The sequence below is a fragment of the Allopontixanthobacter sp. genome (genome assembly GCF_034376665.1).
In the GTDB taxonomy this organism is placed as follows: Bacteria; Pseudomonadota; Alphaproteobacteria; order Sphingomonadales; family Sphingomonadaceae; genus Allopontixanthobacter.
Genome location: NZ_JAXMJI010000103.1, coordinates 41,483 through 61,402 on the forward strand (window position 1 = coordinate 41,483; position 19,920 = coordinate 61,402).

A 19,920-nucleotide genomic window follows, 5' to 3' on the forward strand; every position below is an offset into this window, starting at 1 on the left:
GCGGGTAAGAATCGCATTTTGGTGGCTTGTGCTTGCGGCGCTGTATTGCGCATTGCCGGGCGTGCCCGCCCTTGCTGCGGCGGACCGAAGCCAGCCAGTCTGCTTCATCAGCGCCGCGGCGGGCGGTGATTTGCAGCAACAGATTTCCAACCGCCGCGACTGGAATTGCAGCAGCGACCATTCCGACCTGTCCGCACCGGCAATCATTCTGCGGCTCCCCGTGGACAGTTCCCTGCACGAGTCGGCGGAGACGTCTCCCCGATACGCAGTGAGCCGGACTTCGGCATTCCGCCACCTCACCGTCATGGCGGCAGGACCCGGCGGCCAATCCCGCGAGCTGCGCTATGCCTTCAACCAGGTGATCCCCGGATTGCCGGACCAGCAATTTGCGGTCCGTTTGCCGGAAATCGAATCCGGCACGCAGCATATCTACGTAGCGATCGAGGGCGCGAATCAACGCATCCTGCTCGATCAACTGCATCTTTCGACGGACTTGCCCGGCGAAGCGGCCGAAGACCGTACCGTGCTGTTCCTGGTAGCGGCGCTGGCCGGGATGATCCTGCTGCCGCTGGGGTTCAATCTGGCTTTTTACCGCGTGCTTCGAGAACAATTCCTGCTGTGGCACGTCATGCTGTCGACCTGCTCGCTTGCCCAGATCATGCTGACCTCGGGCTTCTATTCTGCCTTCGTCACGCTGGATATTATCCAGCTGCGTGCGTTGATCATTCTGTCCTTCGGCGGCATGATGGTTGCCGCGACGAAGTTTGCGGCTACCTTTATCGAACCGGACAAGCTTTCTCCCCGCTTGCGAAAATTACTCTGTGCGGGGGCGCTGTGGTGCGCGTTCATCACCATGATCCATGCGTTCGGAGCCGGAGCTCTCGGACGCTATTCGTCGGATCTGTTCTATCTCGGCTCGGCGCTCATGCTGCCCGTGTTCGCATTGGTGATTTTCAGCGCCATCCGACGGGGCAGCCGTGCAGTGTGGTTCCAGCTGCTGGGCTGGGCTCCGTTCGTCATCGTCGGGATTATCCGGATTTTCAGCTACTTCAATACCAGCCTGCCGCAGATAGACGCTTTCGAGATGTTCTATGGTGCCATCGCGCTGGAATGCGGCGCCACCGCACTCGGCGTGGTGGATCGCTTCATGATCCTTCGCCGCCAGTGCGACGATGCTCTGGCCATGGCCCGCCAGTCCGAAGCGCTGTCGGAACGCGATCACCTGACGGGGCTGATGAACCGCCGCGCGATCGAGCCGCGCTTTGCCGAATTGCGCAGCCTAGGCTTCAACACCTTTGCGCTGATCGATCTCGACCGGTTCAAATCCGTCAACGATACGCATGGCCATGCGCTGGGTGATGAGGTGCTGCAGGCGGTCGCCCAGGCGCTTGATGCAGACGAGAACGTGCTGGCGATCCGGCTGGGCGGGGAAGAATTCGTCCTGCTGCTGCGCGGCAGGGAAGCCCGCCGCAGGGCCGAACAGCGGCGCATCGCGATCCCCGCCCGGACCGCCCTTGTCGTGCCAGGGCTGGACCGACTGGTCACTGCCAGCATGGGTGTAGTCGAAATGCCGGATGCCGGGCTGGAACACGTCAGTTTCAACGAATTATACAGCCGTGCCGACAAGTTGCTGTACGAAGCCAAGGAAGCCGGACGTAACCGGGCCATGTTCGAAAAACTGGTCGCCTTTCCCGACCGTCGGGGCGAACGCCGCCCCGGCAAGTCGGTCGCAGCTTAAGGCTGGACGAAGGGAGCCATTACCTCGGCCCGCACGCGCGCCAGGCGGCCGGTTTCGCGATCCAGCATCGCCCAGGTGGTATTCGCGGAAACGATCACCTTGCCCGCAGCATCCATGAAATCCACCCGCCGGGAGGACTTCGCCCCGCGCGCACCATCGGGGATCCAGGTTTCCCCGGTGACACTCTGCCCCAGCGAGATATTGCCGCGATAATCGATCTCGTGCCGGATCACGAGCCAGAAGAACGCATCCCGGTCTTCCGCCCGCGCCGCCGCATCCCAATGGGCCGTCGCCATGTCCTGTATCCACTGGACCCAGACGGCGTTGTTCACATGGCCCATCACATCGATATGGTCCGGCGCGGCGGTGAAGACCCTGGTGAAGCGGTTGCTCACTCCGCCATTCCCATCTGCCACAGGATGAAGGCGAATTCCTCCGCCGTTTCGGTCAGGCTTTCGAAGCGGCCCGATTTCCCGCCGTGGCCCGCGCCCATATTGGTCTTGAGCAGCAATTCATTCCCGTCGGTCTTCAACTCGCGCAATTTTGCGACCCATTTGGCGGGTTCCCAATAGGTCACGCGCGGATCGTTGAGGCCCGCGGTGACCAGCATCGGCGGATAATCCTGCGCGCGCACCTGATCATAGGGGCTGTAGGACCGGATCAGTTCGAACGCGGCCCGGTCCTCGATCGGGTTGCCCCATTCGGGCCATTCGCCCGGGGTCAGCGGCAATGTGGCATCGAGCATGGTTGCCAGCACATCGACGAAGGGGACATGCGCCACCACCGCGCCGAACAGATGCGGATCGGAATTGATCACCGCGCCCATCAGTTCACCGCCCGCCGATCCGCCCGAAATGCTGATCTTGCCCGCCTGCGTCAGGCTGCGTTCGATCAGGCCGTTTGCGACATCGACGAAATCGTTGAAGGCGTTGGTGCGGCTTTCCAGCTTGCCCGCCTTGTACCATGCCCGCCCCAGATCATCGCCGCCGCGGATATGCGCGATGGCATAAGCGAAACCGCGGTCCACCAGGCTGAACCTTGTGGTGGAAAAGCCCGGAGGGATGGAAATGCCGTAAGCGCCGTAGCCATAGAGATGAAGTGGTCCGGCAGCTTCGCGATCCTTGCGGTAGAGCACGCTGACCGGGACCATGGTACCATCCCGCGCGGCCACTTCGATCCGCTCCGTAATATACAGTTCGGCATCATAGCCCGAGGGGATTTCCTGCACCTTCAGCGTTTCGAGCGTCCGCGCCGCGACATCGTAATCATAGGTCGTGGCCGGGCTGACCATGCTTTCATAGGACAGCCGCAGTTTTTCCATGTGCCATTCGCGGTTATCGCCCAGCCCCGCGCTATAGCTTGCCTCGGGAAAAATGATCGGTTCAATCCGCAAGGGATCGTCGTAATAGCGCAGTTCGATCACATCGAGACCGCCGCGTCGCCCCTCGACAACGTAGAAATCGCGGAACAGTTCAAGCCCGGTGATATAGAATTCGTCCGACCCCGCGATCAGCGTGGTCCATTCGCCCGGGTTTTCCAAAGAGGCGGCGGCGATGCGGAAGTTTTCGTGCGTATCGTTGGTGTGGATGAACAGCGTCCCGCCGCGCTCGTCCACGTCATATTCCACGCCCTTCTGCCGCGGTTTGACCAGCAGCGGGGTCGCCAGCGGATCATCAGCCGGGATGATGTAGTTTTCGCCCGTTTCGTGATCGCCGGCGGAAATGATCACCCATTTCTCGTTCGACGACAGGCCGGACGAGACCCGGAAGCCTTCGTCGTCCTCGTGATACAGTTCGACATCGTCTGCGACCGGTTGCCCCAGCCAGTGCAGCCGCGCGTTGTCGGTGCGCCATTGTTCGTTGGCGAGGCTGTAGATCAGTGCGCGGCCCCCCGCGCACCAGACCAGCGATGACAATGTGCCGGGGATCTCGTCCCCCAGCATTTCCCCAGTGACCAGATCCTTGACCCGCGCCGTGAAGCGTTCCGACCCGTTGTCATCGACCGAAAACGCCAGCTTCGTGCCATCCTTGCTGACCGCCAGCGCGCCGAGGCGGAAATATTCCTTCCCTTCCGCCAGCTCCGGTTCGTCGAGAATCAGCTCATCGTCACCGCCCGAAACCGGCCTGCGCCACCATTTGCGGTACTCCGCGCCTTCTTCGTATTCTACCCAGTACAGCCAATCGCCATCCTTCTGCGGAACGGAACTGTCGGCTTCCTTGATCCGGGCACGCATTTCCTTGAACAACCGGTCCACCAGCGGCTTGTGCGGAGCCATCCGGTGTTCGAACCAGGCATTTTCCGCCGCCAGATGCGCCAGCACCTCCGGATCGTCCACCACCGGATATTTCGGATCTCGCAGCCAGGCGTAATCGTCGCTGACCGTGATCCCGTGGTGGGTCGCGGAAGAGCGCTTTTTTCGGGCGGTCGGGGCGGCGGCTGGCACCGCAGAGGTGGAATTGGTCATGCAGGCGCTCTATGTTGGTCGCGAAAGGACCGCAACCATGCTGATGCTTACCCACGAGGCCCGCCTCTCCGCTCTCCGCGAGGAGTTGAAGAAGCGAGGGCTGGACGGTTTCGTTGTTCCGATTTCCGACGAGCATATGTCCGAATATGTCGGTTCCTATGCACAGCGGCTGGCGTGGCTGACCGGTTTCGGCGGATCGGTGGGCAGCGCGGTGGTGCTGCAACATAAGGCCGCGATGTTCGTGGATGGGCGCTATACCGTACAGGTGCGCGAACAGGTGGACGGCAATCTGTATGCGTATTGCCAGGTTCCGAAGGATAGCGTGGGCGCATGGCTTGCCGCCAATGCACAGTCCGGCGCGCGGATCGGCTACGATCCCTGGCTCCACACGCGCGGCTGGGCCAATACTATATCGGAGGCGCTGGCAAAAATCGGCGCGGAACTGGTCTCGGTTGATGCCAACCCCGTCGATGCCGTGTGGGAAGACCGGCCTGCTCCCTCCGACGCCGTGGTCATGGTCCATGATGACAGCCATGCCGGCCAATCGAGCGCGGAAAAGCGCGAGTTGGTGGCCGGTTGGCTGAAATCCGAAGGGCTGGACGGCGTGGTCATCGGCGCGCTCGATTCGATCGCCTGGCTGCTGAACATCCGCGGATCGGATGTGGACCGCACCCCCGTGGCGCTGTCCTATGTGCTGGCCCATGCGGACGGCACGGCGGAATTGTTCATCGCGCCTGAGAAAATCACGCCCGAAGTCGCCCGGCATCTGGGCAACGCGGTCACCATCCGTCCGCGTGACCAGTTCGAGGGCGCGCTCCGGCATCTGCAAGGCAAGAAGATCGCGGTCGATCCTAGCAGCGGAGTCGCGGCGATTTTCCAGACACTGGAAGACGCCGGGGCCCGGGTGATCGCCGCGCGCGATCCGGCCTTGTTGCCCAAGGCGGTCAAGAATCCGGTCGAGCAGCAAGGTCACCGCAATGCGCAGGCGCGCGACGGCGCGGCGGTGTCGAAATTCCTCCACTGGCTGTCGGAAACCGCGCCCGCAGGCGGCGTGACCGAACTGTCCGCTGCAGCGAAACTGCGCAGCTTTCGCGAGCAGACCGGGATGCTGAGGGATTTGTCCTTCGATACCATTTCCGCCGCCGGTCCCCACGCCGCGCTGCCGCATTACCGGGTCGATGAAGACAGCAACATCCCGATTGCCCCCGGCAGCGTCTATCTGGTCGATTCGGGCGGGCAATATCTCGATGGCACCACCGACATTACCCGAACCGTGTGGATCGGTCCGGGTGAGCCCAGCCCGGAGGTGAAAGACCGCAATACCCGCGTCCTGAAGGGCCATATCGCGATCGCCACGGCCGTTTTCCCGGAGAACACCGCCGGCAGCCAGCTCGACGCCTTCGCCCGCCAGTTCCTATGGCAGGCGGGCGTCGACTACGCCCACGGAACCGGCCATGGTGTCGGCAGTTTTCTGGCGGTACACGAAGGCCCGCAGCGGATCGCCAAATCGGGCGGCGGGCAGGCGGGCACGGATGAACCGCTGCAGGCAGGAATGTTCCTGTCGAACGAGCCGGGCTATTACAAGGCAGGCGAATTCGGCATCCGGATCGAGAATCTGGTGCTGGTCGAACCGCGCGAAATTCCCGGCGCAGAAGGGACGTATTTCGGTTTCGAAACGCTCACCTTCGTACCGATCGACCGCCGCATGGTCGAAGTGGGCCTGCTGACCCCGCAAGAGATTGCCTGGTGGAACGACTATCACGCGCAGGTTGCCAAAATCCTGCTCCCGCAGCTCGAAGGGCCGGGCGATGCCGGTGTGCGCGAATGGGTGGAGGCGAGCTGCCAGCCTCTGTGACTGTCCGGCTTGTCATCCGGTATTTGTTCTTGTAATGTTCTGCGGTACGATTCGTCGTCCAGACCCACAAGCGGAGGAAAAGCCATGATCGGATATGTCACTGTCGGAACCAATGATCTGCCGCGATCGGCGAAGTTCTATGACGCGATTGCGGCGGAAATGGGCGTCGGGCGAATGATGGAATTTGAAAGTTTCATCGCCTGGGGAAAGATGGACGGACCGGCGGGCATCGCTGCCACAAAGCCCTTCAACGGCGAAGCGGCGAGCGTCGGCAATGGCGTCATGGTCGCGCTTCAGGCAGACAGCATCGAGCAGGTCCAACGGATTTATGACATTGCGCTGGCCAATGGCGGCAGCGATGAAGGCGCGCCGGGTGCCCGCGGCGACGGATTTTACGCCGCCTATTTCCGCGATCCCGACGGCAACAAGCTCAACGCGTTCCTGATGACCGGCGCGGGATGAAGGATGTGCGGCGGGCCCTGGACAGCGCCCTGGCCCCGCTCAGCGCATCAATCCGCCGATCAGATTGCGGGCAAATCGCCCCAGACCGGGTATGCCCACCGCCTTGCCGATCTCGGTCGCGATGGTTCCGCCCGCCGAGCTGGCCGCGCTCGCGGTGGGATTGGCGCGGCTCTTCCGGCCGCTGAGTTTGGCCGCAAGAATGGAACCAGCACTGGCCGCCGCCGCGCCGCTTGCTGCCTTGACGACCTTGCCGCCTAAACCGTCCCAGAGGGAAGTCGATTTGCGTTCCCGCTTGGCCACTTCATCGCGGCCCTGCGTTTCCACTTCCTCGGCGGTAGCGGCGGCGTCGACCATTTTCTGGGCGATCACTTCTGCGGCGCTTTCACGGTCCACCCGCTGGTCGTATTTGCCCTCCACCGGCGAGATCGACTGCATGATCGCGCGTTCCTTGGGCGTGATCGGCCCGAGGCGTGAACGCGGCGGCTTGATCAGAGTCCGCTGGACAATGCCGGGCGAGCCGTCCTCCATCAGGGTCGAAACCAGCGCCTCGCCGGTTTTCAGTTCCGTAATCGCCGTTTCCACATCGAGGTCGGGATTGATCCGGAAAGTTTCGGCGGCGGCGCGAATTGCGCGCTGGTCCTTGGGCGTAAAGGCGCGCAGCGCGTGCTGGACCCGGTTGCCCAATTGCCCGGCGACTTCTTCGGGTATGTCGATCGGGTTCTGCGTCACGAAGAACACGCCGACGCCTTTGGAGCGGATCAGGCGGACCACCTGTTCGATCTTGTCTTCCAGGGCCTTGGGCGCATCATCGAACAGCAAGTGCGCCTCGTCGAAGAAGAACACCAGCTTGGGCTTTTCCGGATCGCCGACTTCGGGCAGCGACTCGAACAATTCGGCCAGCAGCCACAACAGGAAGGTGGCGTAGAGCTTCGGACTGCGCATCAATCTGTCCGCCGCCAGCACGTTGATATAGCCGCGCCCCTGTTCGTCCAGCTTGATGAAATCGGCGATTTCCAGCGCCGGTTCGCCGAAGAACTGCCCCCCGCCCTGGCTGTCGAGGCTGAGCAATTGCCGCTGGATCGTGCCGATGCTGGCTTTGGTCACATTGCCGTATCTGGTGGTCAGCTCGCTGGCATGCTGCGACGTATAAACCAGCATCGTCTGCAGATCCTCGAGGTCGAGCAGCAGCATTCCTTCTTCGTCGGCGAAGCGGAACACGATGTTGAGGACACCTTCCTGCGTTTCGTTCAGATCGAGCAGGCGGGCCAGCAGGAGCGGGCCCATCTCGGAAATCGTGGTGCGGATCGGGTGGCCCTGCTCGCCGTATAAATCCCAGAACACCGCGGGATTATCGGAATAGGCGTAATCGTCCATCCCGAGTTCTTTCGCCCGGCTTTCCAGCTTGTCGGCATGTTTGAAGGTGGGCGAACCGGGCATGGAAATACCCGCCAGATCACCCTTCACATCGGCCACGAACACCGGCACCCCGCTGGCCGAAAAGCTCTCCGCAAGGCCCTGCAGCGTGACCGTCTTGCCGGTGCCGGTCGCGCCCGCGATCAGCCCGTGGCGGTTGGCCCGCCCCAGATGCAGCGACTGCTTCTCGCCATTCGCGCCCAGACCCAGGAAAATCTGGTCCGCAATAGTGTTGCTCATGCCGGTAACTCCCCGTCCGCTCTCCCGACCTGTGGCGCAGCGCGGGCGGGGCGGTCAAGCGCCAGCGTTTGCAATGCAGGCTGTTCCAATTTTCCGCTGCCCGTATATGGCGGGGAAATATGGCCAACCGGCAACCCTTTGTCCTGCTCGACGATGCCCGCGAAAGCGGCGGCGTGGACGCGCATGTCTATGAGGGTCCGCGCCGGATTTTCGCGGCGCGCCGTGCGGACGAAGTGGCGGATGTGCTGGAAGCTGCCGACGCCGCACGGGCATCCGAAGGCGGTACGCTGGCGGGATATATCGCCTATGAAGCGGGCCTTGCGTTGGAACCCAAGCTGGCGCAATTGGCGCAGGCGCACTGCGGGGCGGGCGGCCCGCTGGTGTGGCTGGGGCTGTTCGATAGTGCGGAAATCGTGCCCGCTGGCACTGTGCCGGACTGGCTAGCCGCACGCTCGGAAGGCAGTGCATCGCTCGGCCCGCTGGACCCGCAGCTGTCCCCCGGCGGATACGCAGAGGCTTTCGCCGCACTGCAGGATGCGATCCGCGCCGGCGATATCTACCAGGCCAATCTCACCCTTCCGATGGCGGGCAGCTATCGCGGTGATCCGGTAGCGCTGTACGCCGCGCTGCGGCCCGCGGCGCAGGCCGGGTATGGCGGAATCGTGTTCGACGGCGCGCATTGGCTGCTCAGCCTGTCGCCCGAATTGTTCTTCAGCCTGCGCGGCGGCGAAGCCAAGGTAAAGCCGATGAAGGGCACTCGCCCCCGCGGCCAGGACGCAGGCACCGATGCGGCGCTGGCGCAGGAACTGGCGGGTTCGGTGAAGGACCGGGCCGAGAATTTGATGATCGTCGATCTGATGCGCAACGATTTGTCCCGCGTGGCGGAAGCGGGCAGCGTTCAGGTGGACGCGCCCTTTACCGTCGAAAGCTACCCCACGGTCCACCAGATGGTGTCCACCGTGCGTGCGCGGCTGCAACAGGGCAAAGGCGCTGCCGACCTGATCCGTGCGATTTTCCCCTGCGGCTCGATCACCGGCGCGCCGAAAATTCGTGCAATGGAACTGCTCGGCCAGACCGAACGCGACGCGCGCGGACCCTATTGCGGGGCGATAGGCCGGATCGGCCCGGACGGCGACGCGGCGTTCAACGTGGCCATCCGCACCTTGCGCCTGACCCCGATCGAAAACAGCCAGGGCAGCGCCGTGCTGGGGGTTGGCTCGGCAATTGTTGCTGATAGCGAAGCGATGCCCGAATGGCGCGAATCGATCCTCAAGGGCGGCTTCGCGCGCCAGCGGGCAGGCGGGTTCGATCTGATCGAAAGCATGAAATTCGATCCGGAAACGGGCATGGAACAGCTCGAACTGCATCTGGTACGGATGAAGGAGAGCGCGGCACAGCTTGGCTTTGCCTTCGACCGCCACCAGACTCGCAACCAGATCCAGGCGCTGTGCTTCGAACTGGAAGCTCCCGCAAAGATCCGGCTACTGCTGGCGCGGAGCGGCGCCATTGCGCTGGAAGGCCAGGAACTGGGGCAACCTCCCGCCGAGCCGCTGGAATGCATCGTGCTGCCCCTGCCGGTGGACAGCGGCGACTGGCGGCTGCGGCACAAGACCAGCGACCGGGGGTTCTATCAGGATGCGCTGGCGGTCGCCCGCGCTGAGGGCGCGCAGGAAGCGCTGCTGCTGCGCGACGACGGGCTGCTGACCGAAGGCAGCTGGACCAATATCTTCGTCGAGCGGGACGGCATCCTGCTGACTCCGCCCGCCGAACTTGGGCTGCTGCCCGGAATTTTGCGCCGCTCGCTGCTGGAAGCGGGCAAGGCGCGCGAATCCAATCTGCAGATCGCCGATCTCGAACAGGGATTTCTGCTGGGCAATGCCGTCCGCGGCCTGATGAAAGCCAAATTCACATGAAAATCCCGATCCTGTTCGAAGACGGCGAAGCGCTGGTGATCGACAAGCCAGCGGGCCTTTCCATCGATCGTCCGCGCAAGGGCGGCCACGCTCTGGAAGATCATTTCGAGGATCTGAAACTCGGGTTCCAGCGCCCGCCCGCCGCGGTGCACCGGCTCGACACCGATACCTCCGGCTGCCTGCTGCTGGCGCGCAATCCCAAGGCGCACAAACGCTTTGCCAAGGCGTTCGAGGACCGGCTGGTGATCAAGCGCTATCTCGGGATCGTCGCGGGCGAACTGGAGGATGAGGCAGGCACCATCGAACTCGCCCTGTCGAAAATCAGCAGCGCGGAAAAAGGCTGGCGGATGATCGCCGCGAAGAAGGGCAAGCCCTCCATCACCCACTGGCGGCGGATCGATGTGCAGGGCGGCAACACGCTGGTCGAATTTCGCCCCGAAACCGGCCGCACCCACCAGATCCGGATCCATGCGGAAGCAGGACTCGGCAAGGCGCTGCTTAACGACCCGGTTTACGGCGCTGGCGAGGAGACGGGGGCGGAGAAAGGTGGGGGCCGGACGATGCTGCACGCGGCGGGATTGGTCGTTCCGCGTGAAGGCAAGCCCGCGATTACCGCCACTGCGCCAATGCCGGCGGATTTCCTCCGGCTGGGTTTCACGGACGTTGGCCCTGAAGGGTCGATGACAGAAGATGTCTGACATCGTCGCCCGCGCCATGGGGCTGGTGGAGGAAAGCTTCATCGCCTCCTCCGGGCCGGGCGGGCAGAATGTCAACAAGGTGGCGACAGCCGTACAAATGCGGCTCGACGTCTTCGCGCTACGGCTGGAGCCCGCCGTTTTCAACCGGCTCAAGACCCTGGCCGGCAGCCGGATGACTTCCCGCGGCGAGATCGTGCTGACCGCGCGCAATTACCGCACCCAGGAAGCGAATCGCGAGGATGCCCGCAAACGCCTTGCCGAAATGCTCGAGGAAGCGGAGCGCGCACCCCGCGTCCGCGCCAAGAGCCGGGTCAACCGGGTGGGCAAGGAAGCCCGGATCAAGAGCAAGAAGAACCGCGGTGCGGTGAAGGCGGGCCGCGGCAAGGTGGAGTGGTAACCCCGCGCGTGGCCCCGCGCGAACGCGCTTGACTTTTTACGCCCCCTGTCCCAATGGCGGCGGCTTGAACGGCGGCGGTCCCCTTTCCGGGCGCGTCGCCGGTATTATTTCCGGCCCTATCGGCCCTTTCAGAGAATCTAGGAAACCGCCATGGCGAAACCTGCAACAGTAAAGATCAAGCTGGTTTCGACCGCTGACACCGGCTTCTATTACACCACCAAGAAGAATCCCCGGAACATTACGGAAAAGATGACGTTCCGCAAATACGACCCCGTCGTGCGCAAGCATGTCGAGTTCAAGGAAGCGAAGATCAAGTAAGCTGAATTTCCGGCAGCGGATCAATTCAGACAAGGTTCAACGCTTCGCTGTCATTTGCCGGAGCATGAACATTACCAACTCTACTTTTCGTCTATCGCCAGCACGCAAGCTCTGGCGCGTTGCACTCGCAGGTGCCGCGGCTCTTGCCGTGCCCGTAGCCGTGCTGGTCCCCGCAGCGCCGGTGGCAGCACAGAGCCAGTTGGGCAGTGCGGTCGAGGCGATTCGCGGCATCTCCACGATGAAGGCCGATTTCGTCCAGACCGACCGTCAGGGTCGGTCGGTTTCCGGCGTCATGACGCTGAAACGGCCAGGCAAGATACGCTTCGAATACCAGAAAGACGTCAATATGCTGATCGTCTCGAACGGCAAGTCGCTGACGATGGTGGATTACGATGTGAACCAGGTCCAGCGCTGGCCGATCAAGGATTCGCCGCTCGGTGCCTTGCTCGATCCGAACCGCGATATTGCCAAATACGGCAAGCTGATACCGACCGGCAATTCCGACGTGATCAGCGTGGAAGTGCGCGATCCCAAGCGCCCCGAATATGGGGTGATCACCATGATCTTCATTCGCAACGCTTCGGCACCGGGCGGCTGGCAGCTGACCAACTGGGTTGCCCTGGATTCGCAGAACAATCGCACCACGGTCAAGCTCAGGAATCATCGCTACGGGGTGGCAGTGAACGACAAGAGCTTCACTTACCGCGATCCGCGCCAGACGACTCGTCGGCCCCGGTGAACATTTTACCGGTGCGGCGTTGTAGAAATGCGACAGAACGCTCGCATTGTTCATTGGCGAGCAAGCCGGAACCGACTATTTTATGAATACGAGGTGGCTGACGGCGGGTTTCCCCCCTGTTGTCCTGCTGTCATCGAGGCCGCACTCGTACAAGCGTGACGAACGCTAAATAGGAAACCCTCGTGCCAATGCCCCCGGCGCGGGGGTTTCTTATTGGGGTCTGGTCTGCTCTCGCGGCCGCTTCGCTGCGCGAACGCCTCCGAGGGGGCGGCCTGACCGGCCGGCGCGCGGTCGCGCTTGGGCTGCCACGCCCTTTGGGGCAACCAAAGGAATGGACCCAAAGCAATAGACAGTGCGGCGCCTGCCCCCTATCCCCGCGCCCATGATCAAGATCGCTACCTGGAACATCAATTCGGTCCGCCTGCGGATGCCGATCGTCGAGCGGTTCCTGACCGAGCAGGCGCCCGACGTGCTGTGCCTGCAGGAAATCAAGACGGTGGCGGAAACCTTTCCTTACGAAGCCTTCGCGGCGCTGGGGTACACCCACAATGCGGTGCACGGGCAGAAGGGGTATCACGGCGTGGCCACCGTCAGCCGGATCCCGCTGAGGGAAGTGACCCGCAACGATTGGCAGGACAATGGCGAGGCGCGCCATGTCGGGGTGGAATTGCTCGGTCCAGGCCGGGGGATGCTGCTGGAAAATGTCTATGTCCCCGCGGGCGGTGATATTCCCGACCGCGTCCAGAACAGCAAATTCGGCCAGAAACTCGATTTCCTCGAACGGATGACCCGCTGGGCCGAAGCGGTCTCCGGCCCGACCCTGATCGTCGGCGATTTCAACATCGCACCGCTGGAATGCGACGTGTGGAACCACAAGCAATTGCTGAAAGTGGTCAGCCATACCCCGCTTGAGGTCGAGACACTGAAGCGGTTTCAGGACGCGCATGGCTGGGTCGATCTCGGCCGCAGGCATATCCTCGACCCGGAACGCTATTTCAGCTGGTGGAGCTACCGCTCGAAGGATTGGCGGGCCAACGACCGGGGGCGCAGGCTCGACCATATGTGGGCCAGCCCTGAGTTGGCGGCAGCCTCGGTGGGCCATCACGTGCATGAGGATTGCCGCGGCTGGGAGCAGCCGTCCGACCATGTCCCGCTGGTGACGGAGTTCGATCTCTGAGCGCAGCCCCGCCTCTTCCTTCTCCGGCCCGGCGGGTGGCGCAGGCGATCGATGCCTTGCGCCACGGCTGGCCGCTGCGGATGGAAGGCGGGCCGGTGTTGCTGCCGGTTGAAACCGCGATCGATGCACGGGCGCAGAGCGGGCGAATGTTGATTTCCTCCGCCCGCGCCGCGACGCTCAAACTGGTCAACCAGCGCGAGGCGGCCGCGCCGCACGCGCCGGTGCTGATCCACGGGGCGGAGCCGTTCACCCTTGCCGCTGCCCGCCCGATTGCCGATCCCGCGCTCGATCTGGCCAGCCCGCTGAAAGGCCCCTTCAAGGCCGACGCGATCGAGTGGGGAGCGGCAGCGGAAGCGGCGCTAGAACTGGCGCGGCTCGCCGGTATCCTGCCCGCCTTTCTGGTCGATCCCGTTAGTATCGGCGAGGCGCAGACGGTCGCACCCGGCGATCTGGCGCATTGGTCCGACACTGCAAAGCTGACCATCGCGACCCGCGCGCGCCTGCCGATTGCCGCCTGTGAAGACACCGAAATCGTTGCCTTTCGCAGCGCCGACGACACCCGCGAACACATCGCGCTGGTGATCGGCACCCAGATGACCGGGCGGGCGCCGCTGGTCCGGCTGCATTCGGAATGCCTGACCGGCGATATTCTGGGCAGCCTGAAATGCGATTGCGGCCCGCAGCTGGATGCCGCGCTGGCGGCCATGGCGCAGGAAGCGCGCGGCGGCGGCTGGGGCGTGCTGCTGTATATGCGGCAGGAAGGGCGCGGCATCGGGCTGGTCAACAAACTGCGAGCCTACCGGTTGCAGGATCAGGGCTTCGACACCGTCGAGGCGAACCAGCGGCTCGGCTTGCCCGACGAAGCGCGTGATTTCGGCACAGCCGCGCGGATGCTTGAACTGCTGGGTGTGAGGGACGTCCGACTGATGACCAACAATCTGCGCAAGGTGGTGGCTCTCGAACAAGCCGGTGTCCGGGTCATCGAACGGGTGCAGCATCAATTGCCCGCCAACCCGCACAGCGCCCGCTATCTGGGCACCAAGCGCGACCGCTCAGGTCATTTGCTCGATTAACCGGGTGTGATTTTCCGCGCGAGGGCCTGCCCCATGCGGACGGTATCCAGCGGTTTCAGCCCATCCAGCCATTCGATCCTGCCGGGCTCGAACAGCAGCACCACGGTCGATCCGAGCAGGAACCGGCCCATTTCCGCGCCGGCTTCCAACTGCGGTGCGTCGCCCCCGGAATAGCGCGTTCGGATTACCCGCTTGCCATGCGGCGTGACGGGGCCAGACCATACGGTCTCGATATTGGCAACGATCATCGCGCCCACCATCACGCTGGCAACCGCGCCCTCGGCCGTGTTGAAGATGGAGGCCAGACGCTCGTTACGGGCAAACAGGCGGGAGACGGCGGCGGCGGTCACGGTGTTGACGGAAAACAGCGCGCCGGGAATGTAGGTGGTCTCCCTCAGGGTTCCCGTGACCGGCATATGGACGCGGTGATAATCGCTGGGGGACAGGTAGATGGTGATGAAATGGCCGCCGTCGAACCGGGCGGCCAGTTCGGCATCGCCGCCAATCAGTTCCTCGGCGGTGTAGCTTTGCCCCTTGGCCTGCACGATCCGGCCTCCCTCGATCCGGCCAAGCTGGCTGATCGCCCCGTCCGCCGGACTGACGATATAGGCGTCGCTATCCGCAATCGGGCGCGCGCCGGGTTTCAGCGCGCGGGTGAAAAAATCGTTGAAGGTCGGATAATCGGCGGCGGGCAATTCGGCCTGGTCCATGTCCACCCCATAGGCGCGGATGAACCGCCGGATCAGCGCATCCTTGAGCCGCCGGTTCCGGCCCCGCGCGATCATCCCCGCCGCTCGCGACAGCGCGTGCTGGGGCGCAAGATGCTGCAACCAGATGAAAGGGGAAATGGCCATGCCCCCTGCCCTATCGGCCTGCCCCGGCAAGCTCAATCCTTTAGACGGGTTCAGCGCCGTTCGAAGGCCTTCAGACCAGTGCCCAGAGTGTTGGCCCCTATGGCCAGCTGCGCGCCCGACCAATCGGCCACGAAGACCGTGCTGCGGCGCACCGACGGCGCGAGACGGGCATCGTTTCCGGCAATCTCCAGCCCGTCGGAGTCGTGCAACCTGTCTTCCGCGCCGATTGCGATGAAGGCCGAGTAGTTCTCCTTGCTCTGCCCCTGGACGAACCAGTTGTCGGTAATCCGGCCCGTGGCCCCGGCGGGCAGGTCGATCATGTAATTGGTGTGCTGCCCCGCACTGTCGTCGAAGCTGGAGGAGGCGATATCCACCCGGGCGGCGCGCGCCTTTACATAATGGCCGCCGCGGCCCTTCTCGAACCGGCTGCGGGTGACGCGCAGATGGCCGTAATCGCCCACATAGACCGAATGCGCACAGCCGCCCGCTCCCTCGCAGGTGCCGAGGCCGGAGAAGGTGGATGTGTCGATCACGATCCGGCCATTCTGGTCATCGCCCGACAGGATGCCTTGCTGGCTGTCGGTAAACCAGCTTTGCGCGACGGTGAGGTTTCCCCGCTCCAGCCGGATGCCCGCGCCGTTGAAATCGGGCACTGCCATTCCCCGGAACACGATACCTGAGACACTGGCGTCACGCCCGCGCAACACCAGCGCCGCCTTGCCTTCGCACGTAACGCTGTCGAAAATCACACTGCCCGGCTCGGCCGCACGATAGGAAATCGAGCCGGCGGTCTGGACCGCGCATTGGCGGTAGGTGCCCGGTGCGATGACGATGGTGCCGCTGCCATTGCCGATGGCGTTTACCGCCAGCTGCAGAGCCGCGAAACTGCTGCCCGTTTCGGCTATCGAGAAGGGTGCCGAAGATTGCGCCAAAACGGCAGCGAGCGGAATGGCGGCAAGGGCAAGGGCAGCGCAAATCCCGCCCACTGGGGAGAACGGGCCTTGAGGAAAGCCCCGGTGGGCAGTGATGGTCAAGGACGCCATTTCCAACCGCCTTCGGTGCGGCGTTTGACGATCATCAGAAACGGGATCGTGACGAGGAAAATCAGCGCTACTCCCGCGGCAATGCCGGAATCGCCGAGCGAACTCATGAACACGCCAATGCCGATCACCAGAGCCATGTAGGACAGCAGCAAGGCCCATCCCTGCCATGCAATCGGCAGACCGGCGCCGTAACCCAATTTCTTGGGTGCAAACCAATATCCGGGTTCAAGAAACTTATGCAGCATCGGGATTTTCTCCTTTCCTTCCGGGCGGGCGGCCGCGCCGAGGCTGTCGTGCATCTGCGACCTGGATGCCGCGCTTGTCCAAAGCTTCGCGCAGCAGCATCTCGATCTGGGCGTTGGCCGAACGCAGCTCGGCCGCCGCCAACCGCTCGATCGCGGCATGGACTGCCGGATCGAGCCTGAGGGCAAAGGCCTTTTTGGACATAGTTCAGCCTGCCCGCGCTCAGTAGAGCGAGCCGGCATTGACCACAGGGTGCGTCTCGCGTTCGCTGCACAGCACCACCAGCAGGTTGGAGACCATCGCCGCGCGGCGCTCGTCGTCGAGTTCGACAATGCCGTCAGCACTCAGCTTGTTCAGCGCATCCTCGACCATGCCGACCGCGCCGAGCACGATCTTGGCCCGCGCGGCGATGATCGCGTCCGCTTGCTGGCGTTTCAGCATCGCGCTGGCAATTTCGGAGGCGTAGGCCAGATGCGTCAGGCCCGCTTCGTCCACCACGATCCCGGCGACGGCAAGCCGGTCGTTCAGTTCTTCGAGCAGTTCGCGGTTGATCACATCCGCCCCGCCGCGCAGCGTAACCGCTTCGCCCTCGAAATCGTCATAGGGATGGCGCGCGCCGACGGTTCGCAGGCCGGCTTCGATCTGGATGCTGACGAATTCCTTGTAATCGTCAACATCGAAGCTGGCCTGCGCAGTGTCCTGCACCCGCCACACCACGTTGCAGGCGATCTCGATCGGATTGCCGCGCAGATCGTTGATCTTCACCCGGTCGGAATGGACGTTGTGCGCGCGTGCCGACAGTTTCTTGCGCATCATCCACGGCCAGATCCAGCGCAGCCCCTCGGTCCGTTCGCTTCCGCGGTATTCGCCGAACAGCGTGATCACCGCCGCCTGGTTGGGCTGGATCATGAAGAACCCGCTGGCGAGTATCAGGATGCCCAACAGCGAGCCGATCATGGTGCCGACAAAGATCAGCTTGTCGGCTTTGGTCGCCCCGTATTGCGGCACGCCGCCAATAACCGCCCATGCCGCCAGACTTGCGGCGATCAATAGGATCACGAGAAAAATATAACCGCTATAGGTGGTCGCGCCCCTCTCGCGGCTGACGTTCATCTTGCCCCGGTGGCCCCCGTTTTCAACCGACATAACGAATCTCCTTCGATATAATTATGATATCATATTTATATCAGAAGAAGAGATTGTCAATCGCCGTGTTCAATGCCGCCGGATTACCGCCAGGAACGCGTCTCCATAGGCTTCCAGCTTCTTCGCGCCGACGCCGCCGATCGTGCCCAGTTCGGACAGGCTTGAAGGCCGCGCGCTGGCCATTTCGCGCAAGGTCGCGTCGTGGAAGATGACATAGGGCGGCATCTGTGCCTCCGCCGCCAGATCGCGGCGCAGTTCGCGCAAAGCCTCGAACAGGGGATCGCCGACCGGATTGGCGACCGCGGCGCCGCGTCTCCGGCCCCGTTCGCGGGGCGGAGCCAGGACGATCTCGACTGTCTCCTCGCCTTTCAGGATCGCGCGCGCATTGCCGCCAAGCGCGAGCCCGCCATGTTCGGTGGCAACCAGCGCCCCCCGAGCCTGCAACGCGCGGGACAGGGGCTGGAGCAGCGCCGCCTCGCTCTCGCTGACAATGCCGAACACGCTCAATCGGTCATGACCGCGCTGGCGGACTCGCTCGTCGCGTTCAACACCTTCCCGGACTCCGAGACCCAGGTGCACCGCCTGCGGATGGGACTACTGCTCGGGGTGGACGAACTCCAGGCCCATTCGACGCTGATGTACGCGGACTGGCGGAGGGCCGTCGCGGAGTTCGTGGCCGCGCGTCGCGGGGAGACCGTGCACGATCTGATCCCGGCCGCCACGGCTCACGCCGCGCTCGGGATCGCACTCTCGGCGTACCGGCGCTGGGTCGACGAGCCCGACGCCGACCAGGCCCGGCTCCACGAACTCCTCAGGCAGGGGACGTGCATCCTCGCCTGAGGCCGGACGAAGAGCCCGGACATCACACCTGGCGAGCGGCGATCCCGTTCAGCACCTCGGCGAGCTGTTCGGGGATGGACACCATGGCCATGTGCCCTGAGTCGAGGAACACCGTGCCACCGCCGACCAGGTCGGCGGAACGAGCCTGCAGTTCAGGCGTGTAGCACGTGTCGCGGGTGAGCCGGATATAGGTCCGGGGCACGTCCACGGCCAGGCCACTGAGATCAACGGGTTCCGACAACAGGGCCGCGGCGTCCTCGACCACCTGCCCGATGGTCCACTGCGTCTGCTCCGGGGTCATGTCGTTGCACAGCATCGCGGGGACGGCGGCGGGGTCCTGGCGGTAGACGCCGCCGTCGAGTGACGCCTCGACCGCCTCACGCACCCCCGGGTCGATCTCGTCCAGGACCCTGGAACCGTCGGGAGGGACGACCGCCGAGAGGAACACCACGTGCGCGACCCGCTCCGACAACTCCGCGAGCACCCGCGGAACGGAGACCCCGGCGAAGGAGTGCGCCACCAGGACGATGTCGCTGAGCCCCGAGTCGACGGCATCCGCGACGATCGCCGCCGCGCAGTCGTCCAGGGTCACCGAGCGCAGGTCGACATGGGCGCGGGCTCCCCGCCCGGGGAGGTCCACCGCCACTGCCGGCCCGTTCAGGTGCGGGATCAGCCGCTCCCAGCTGGTCGCACCCATCCCCGCACCGTGCACAAGAAGAAACGACATCAGGACCCCGATCGAAGCATCGAACCAACTTCAGTTTTGACGACCCTAGGGCCGCCGCGGTGTGATGGCAACCACTCACCGTCGTGGCTATCGCGCGCGTGCCGCTCATGCCGAACTTACTGGCGGGTAACCTCTCCGCCATGACGAACAACACCCCTGGCGACAGTCCGGACACCTCCCTGCACCGCCTCTGGCAGAAGGCGACCCGGCTGCCCTTCGGCTCGCGCCTGTTCAGCGCGGCCGTGAGCCTCAAGGCCCCCTACTTCCGCACCGTCCTCCCGCACGTGGTGGACGTGCGGCCCGGACGCTGCGAGGTGCGCGGCCCGGGCTGGTGGGGCAACCGCAACCACATCGGCACCTTCCACGTGATCGCCGCCCTCAACCTGGCCGAGATGGCGATGGGCGTGCTCGCCGAGGCCACCGTGCCGGCCACCCACCGCTGGATCCCCGTGGGCATGAACGTGCGCTACCCGGCCATGTCGACCGGCGGCCTGACCGTCACCGCCGAGTGGACCGAGATCCCCGACTTCTCGGCCATCACCAGCGGGCAGGACATCGACGTCCCGTTGCGCTTCGTCGA

Annotated in this window: 21 protein-coding genes and 1 pseudogene; 12 read left to right on the forward strand and 10 right to left on the reverse strand. The window is 63.9% G+C overall.

Annotation, left to right across the window (positions count from 1 at the left end):
* Window positions 1-61 precede the first annotated feature (61 nt).
* Window positions 62-1,738: a diguanylate cyclase gene (locus tag U0988_RS11960; protein ID WP_322292857.1), complete on the forward strand. Its 1,677-nt coding sequence runs from the start codon at window positions 62-64 to the stop codon at window positions 1,736-1,738.
* Here U0988_RS11960 and U0988_RS11965 read toward each other — a convergent pair.
* Window positions 1,735-2,133, reverse strand: a complete 399-nt coding sequence (locus U0988_RS11965) for an acyl-CoA thioesterase (protein ID WP_322292858.1) — start codon at window positions 2,131-2,133, stop codon at window positions 1,735-1,737. The two genes, U0988_RS11960 and U0988_RS11965, sit on opposite strands and share 4 nt — an antisense overlap.
* Window positions 2,130-4,202 (reverse strand): S9 family peptidase, encoded by a 2,073-nt coding sequence (locus tag U0988_RS11970; protein WP_322292859.1) that lies wholly within the window; start codon window positions 4,200-4,202, stop codon window positions 2,130-2,132. The genes U0988_RS11965 and U0988_RS11970 overlap by 4 nt, the downstream gene beginning before the upstream one ends.
* A 37-nt stretch (window positions 4,203-4,239) precedes the next feature.
* Here U0988_RS11970 and U0988_RS11975 point away from each other — a divergent pair, with 37 nt between their 5' ends.
* The gene (locus U0988_RS11975; protein WP_322292860.1) at window positions 4,240-6,057 is read left to right on the forward strand and encodes an aminopeptidase P family protein; all 1,818 of its coding nucleotides are present in this window, start codon (window positions 4,240-4,242) and stop codon (window positions 6,055-6,057) included.
* A gap of 84 nt (window positions 6,058-6,141) precedes the next feature.
* Window positions 6,142-6,519: a VOC family protein gene (locus U0988_RS11980; protein WP_322292861.1), complete on the forward strand. Its 378-nt coding sequence runs from the start codon at window positions 6,142-6,144 to the stop codon at window positions 6,517-6,519.
* 39 nt (window positions 6,520-6,558) lie between these two features.
* Here the strand turns inward: U0988_RS11980 and U0988_RS11985 are convergent, their stop codons facing one another.
* A complete protein-coding gene (locus tag U0988_RS11985) occupies window positions 6,559-8,172 on the reverse strand; it encodes a helicase HerA-like domain-containing protein (RefSeq protein ID WP_322292862.1) in 1,614 nt (537 codons plus the stop codon).
* Between the two features lie 119 nt (window positions 8,173-8,291).
* Here U0988_RS11985 and pabB point away from each other — a divergent pair, with 119 nt between their 5' ends.
* The 7 genes from pabB (at window position 8,292) to ribA (ending at window position 14,487) form a co-directional block, all read left to right on the forward strand.
* Window positions 8,292-10,085, forward strand: a complete 1,794-nt coding sequence (pabB, locus tag U0988_RS11990; protein WP_322292863.1) for an aminodeoxychorismate synthase component I — start codon at window positions 8,292-8,294, stop codon at window positions 10,083-10,085.
* Complete coding sequence (locus U0988_RS11995; RefSeq protein ID WP_322292864.1) at window positions 10,082-10,783, forward strand: RNA pseudouridine synthase; 702 nt, start codon at window positions 10,082-10,084, stop codon at window positions 10,781-10,783. Before pabB ends, U0988_RS11995 begins: the two co-directional genes overlap by 4 nt.
* Window positions 10,776-11,180 carry an alternative ribosome rescue aminoacyl-tRNA hydrolase ArfB gene (arfB, locus tag U0988_RS12000; protein WP_322292865.1) on the forward strand — a complete coding sequence of 135 codons (405 nt, stop codon included), beginning with the start codon at window positions 10,776-10,778 and terminating at the stop codon, window positions 11,178-11,180. The genes U0988_RS11995 and arfB overlap by 8 nt, the downstream gene beginning before the upstream one ends.
* A 150-nt stretch (window positions 11,181-11,330) precedes the next feature.
* A complete protein-coding gene (gene rpmG / locus U0988_RS12005; RefSeq protein ID WP_160601956.1) occupies window positions 11,331-11,498 on the forward strand; it encodes a 50S ribosomal protein L33 in 168 nt (55 codons plus the stop codon).
* A 64-nt stretch (window positions 11,499-11,562) separates the two neighbouring features.
* Window positions 11,563-12,237, forward strand: a complete 675-nt coding sequence (locus U0988_RS12010; protein WP_322292866.1) for an outer membrane lipoprotein carrier protein LolA — start codon at window positions 11,563-11,565, stop codon at window positions 12,235-12,237.
* 382 nt (window positions 12,238-12,619) lie between these two features.
* Window positions 12,620-13,414, forward strand: a complete 795-nt coding sequence (locus U0988_RS12015; RefSeq protein ID WP_322292867.1) for an exodeoxyribonuclease III — start codon at window positions 12,620-12,622, stop codon at window positions 13,412-13,414.
* Between the two features lie 35 nt (window positions 13,415-13,449).
* Window positions 13,450-14,487 carry a GTP cyclohydrolase II gene (gene ribA, locus U0988_RS12020; RefSeq protein WP_322292868.1) on the forward strand — a complete coding sequence of 346 codons (1,038 nt, stop codon included), beginning with the start codon at window positions 13,450-13,452 and terminating at the stop codon, window positions 14,485-14,487.
* Here the strand turns inward: ribA and asd are convergent.
* From asd to U0988_RS12050, 6 genes and pseudogenes are all read right to left on the reverse strand, one after another.
* The gene (gene asd / locus U0988_RS12025) at window positions 14,484-15,341 is read right to left on the reverse strand and encodes an archaetidylserine decarboxylase (protein ID WP_322292869.1); all 858 of its coding nucleotides are present in this window, start codon (window positions 15,339-15,341) and stop codon (window positions 14,484-14,486) included. The two genes, ribA and asd, sit on opposite strands and share 4 nt — an antisense overlap.
* A gap of 50 nt (window positions 15,342-15,391) precedes the next feature.
* Window positions 15,392-16,384, reverse strand: a complete 993-nt coding sequence (locus tag U0988_RS12030) for a right-handed parallel beta-helix repeat-containing protein (protein WP_322292870.1) — start codon at window positions 16,382-16,384, stop codon at window positions 15,392-15,394.
* The gene (locus tag U0988_RS12035) at window positions 16,372-16,629 is read right to left on the reverse strand and encodes a hypothetical protein (RefSeq protein WP_322292871.1); all 258 of its coding nucleotides are present in this window, start codon (window positions 16,627-16,629) and stop codon (window positions 16,372-16,374) included. Before U0988_RS12035 ends, U0988_RS12030 begins: the two co-directional genes overlap by 13 nt.
* Complete coding sequence (locus tag U0988_RS12040) at window positions 16,619-16,831, reverse strand: toxin-antitoxin system HicB family antitoxin (protein ID WP_322292872.1); 213 nt, start codon at window positions 16,829-16,831, stop codon at window positions 16,619-16,621. Before U0988_RS12040 ends, U0988_RS12035 begins: the two co-directional genes overlap by 11 nt.
* Window positions 16,832-16,849: 18 nt before the next feature.
* Window positions 16,850-17,773, reverse strand: coding sequence for an SPFH domain-containing protein (locus U0988_RS12045; protein ID WP_322292873.1), 924 nt, complete (start codon window positions 17,771-17,773; stop codon window positions 16,850-16,852).
* Between the two features lie 69 nt (window positions 17,774-17,842).
* A pseudogene (locus U0988_RS12050) lies at window positions 17,843-18,313 on the reverse strand (HRDC domain-containing protein); the annotation flags it as partial.
* Here U0988_RS12050 and U0988_RS12055 point away from each other — a divergent pair.
* Window positions 18,287-18,613 (forward strand): hypothetical protein, encoded by a 327-nt coding sequence (locus U0988_RS12055; protein ID WP_322292874.1) that lies wholly within the window; start codon window positions 18,287-18,289, stop codon window positions 18,611-18,613. The pseudogene U0988_RS12050 and the gene U0988_RS12055 sit on opposite strands and share 27 nt — an antisense overlap.
* Window positions 18,614-18,635: 22 nt before the next feature.
* On the opposite strand, the gene U0988_RS12060 is transcribed toward U0988_RS12055, so the two are convergent.
* Entirely contained in the window at window positions 18,636-19,340 is a 705-nt protein-coding gene (locus tag U0988_RS12060; RefSeq protein ID WP_304816518.1) for an alpha/beta fold hydrolase, read from the reverse strand.
* A 140-nt stretch (window positions 19,341-19,480) separates the two neighbouring features.
* Here U0988_RS12060 and U0988_RS12065 point away from each other — a divergent pair.
* A partial coding sequence (locus U0988_RS12065) for a hotdog fold domain-containing protein (RefSeq protein WP_322292875.1) occupies window positions 19,481-19,920 on the forward strand: 440 nt, incomplete at its 3' end.

Bases quoted from the DNA above. Each gene is read 5' to 3' on its own strand.
- U0988_RS11970 (WP_322292859.1), bottom strand. From the start codon at position 4,202: ATGACCAATTCCACCTCTGCGGTGCCAGCCGCCGCCCCGACCGCCCGA.
- U0988_RS11975 (WP_322292860.1), top strand. From the start codon at position 4,240: ATGCTGATGCTTACCCACGAGGCCCGCCTCTCCGCTCTCCGCGAGGAG.
- U0988_RS11980 (WP_322292861.1), top strand. From the start codon at position 6,142: ATGATCGGATATGTCACTGTCGGAACCAATGATCTGCCGCGATCGGCG.
- U0988_RS11985 (WP_322292862.1), bottom strand. From the start codon at position 8,172: ATGAGCAACACTATTGCGGACCAGATTTTCCTGGGTCTGGGCGCGAAT.
- pabB (WP_322292863.1), top strand. From the start codon at position 8,292: ATGGCCAACCGGCAACCCTTTGTCCTGCTCGACGATGCCCGCGAAAGC.
- U0988_RS11995 (WP_322292864.1), top strand. From the start codon at position 10,082: ATGAAAATCCCGATCCTGTTCGAAGACGGCGAAGCGCTGGTGATCGAC.
- arfB (WP_322292865.1), top strand. From the start codon at position 10,776: ATGTCTGACATCGTCGCCCGCGCCATGGGGCTGGTGGAGGAAAGCTTC.
- rpmG (WP_160601956.1), top strand. From the start codon at position 11,331: ATGGCGAAACCTGCAACAGTAAAGATCAAGCTGGTTTCGACCGCTGAC.
- U0988_RS12010 (WP_322292866.1), top strand. From the start codon at position 11,563: ATGAACATTACCAACTCTACTTTTCGTCTATCGCCAGCACGCAAGCTC.
- U0988_RS12015 (WP_322292867.1), top strand. From the start codon at position 12,620: ATGATCAAGATCGCTACCTGGAACATCAATTCGGTCCGCCTGCGGATG.
- asd (WP_322292869.1), bottom strand. From the start codon at position 15,341: ATGGCCATTTCCCCTTTCATCTGGTTGCAGCATCTTGCGCCCCAGCAC.
- U0988_RS12030 (WP_322292870.1), bottom strand. From the start codon at position 16,384: ATGGCGTCCTTGACCATCACTGCCCACCGGGGCTTTCCTCAAGGCCCG.
- U0988_RS12035 (WP_322292871.1), bottom strand. From the start codon at position 16,629: ATGCTGCATAAGTTTCTTGAACCCGGATATTGGTTTGCACCCAAGAAA.
- U0988_RS12040 (WP_322292872.1), bottom strand. From the start codon at position 16,831: ATGTCCAAAAAGGCCTTTGCCCTCAGGCTCGATCCGGCAGTCCATGCC.
- U0988_RS12045 (WP_322292873.1), bottom strand. From the start codon at position 17,773: ATGTCGGTTGAAAACGGGGGCCACCGGGGCAAGATGAACGTCAGCCGC.
- U0988_RS12055 (WP_322292874.1), top strand. From the start codon at position 18,287: ATGACCGCGCTGGCGGACTCGCTCGTCGCGTTCAACACCTTCCCGGAC.
- U0988_RS12060 (WP_304816518.1), bottom strand. From the start codon at position 19,340: ATGTCGTTTCTTCTTGTGCACGGTGCGGGGATGGGTGCGACCAGCTGG.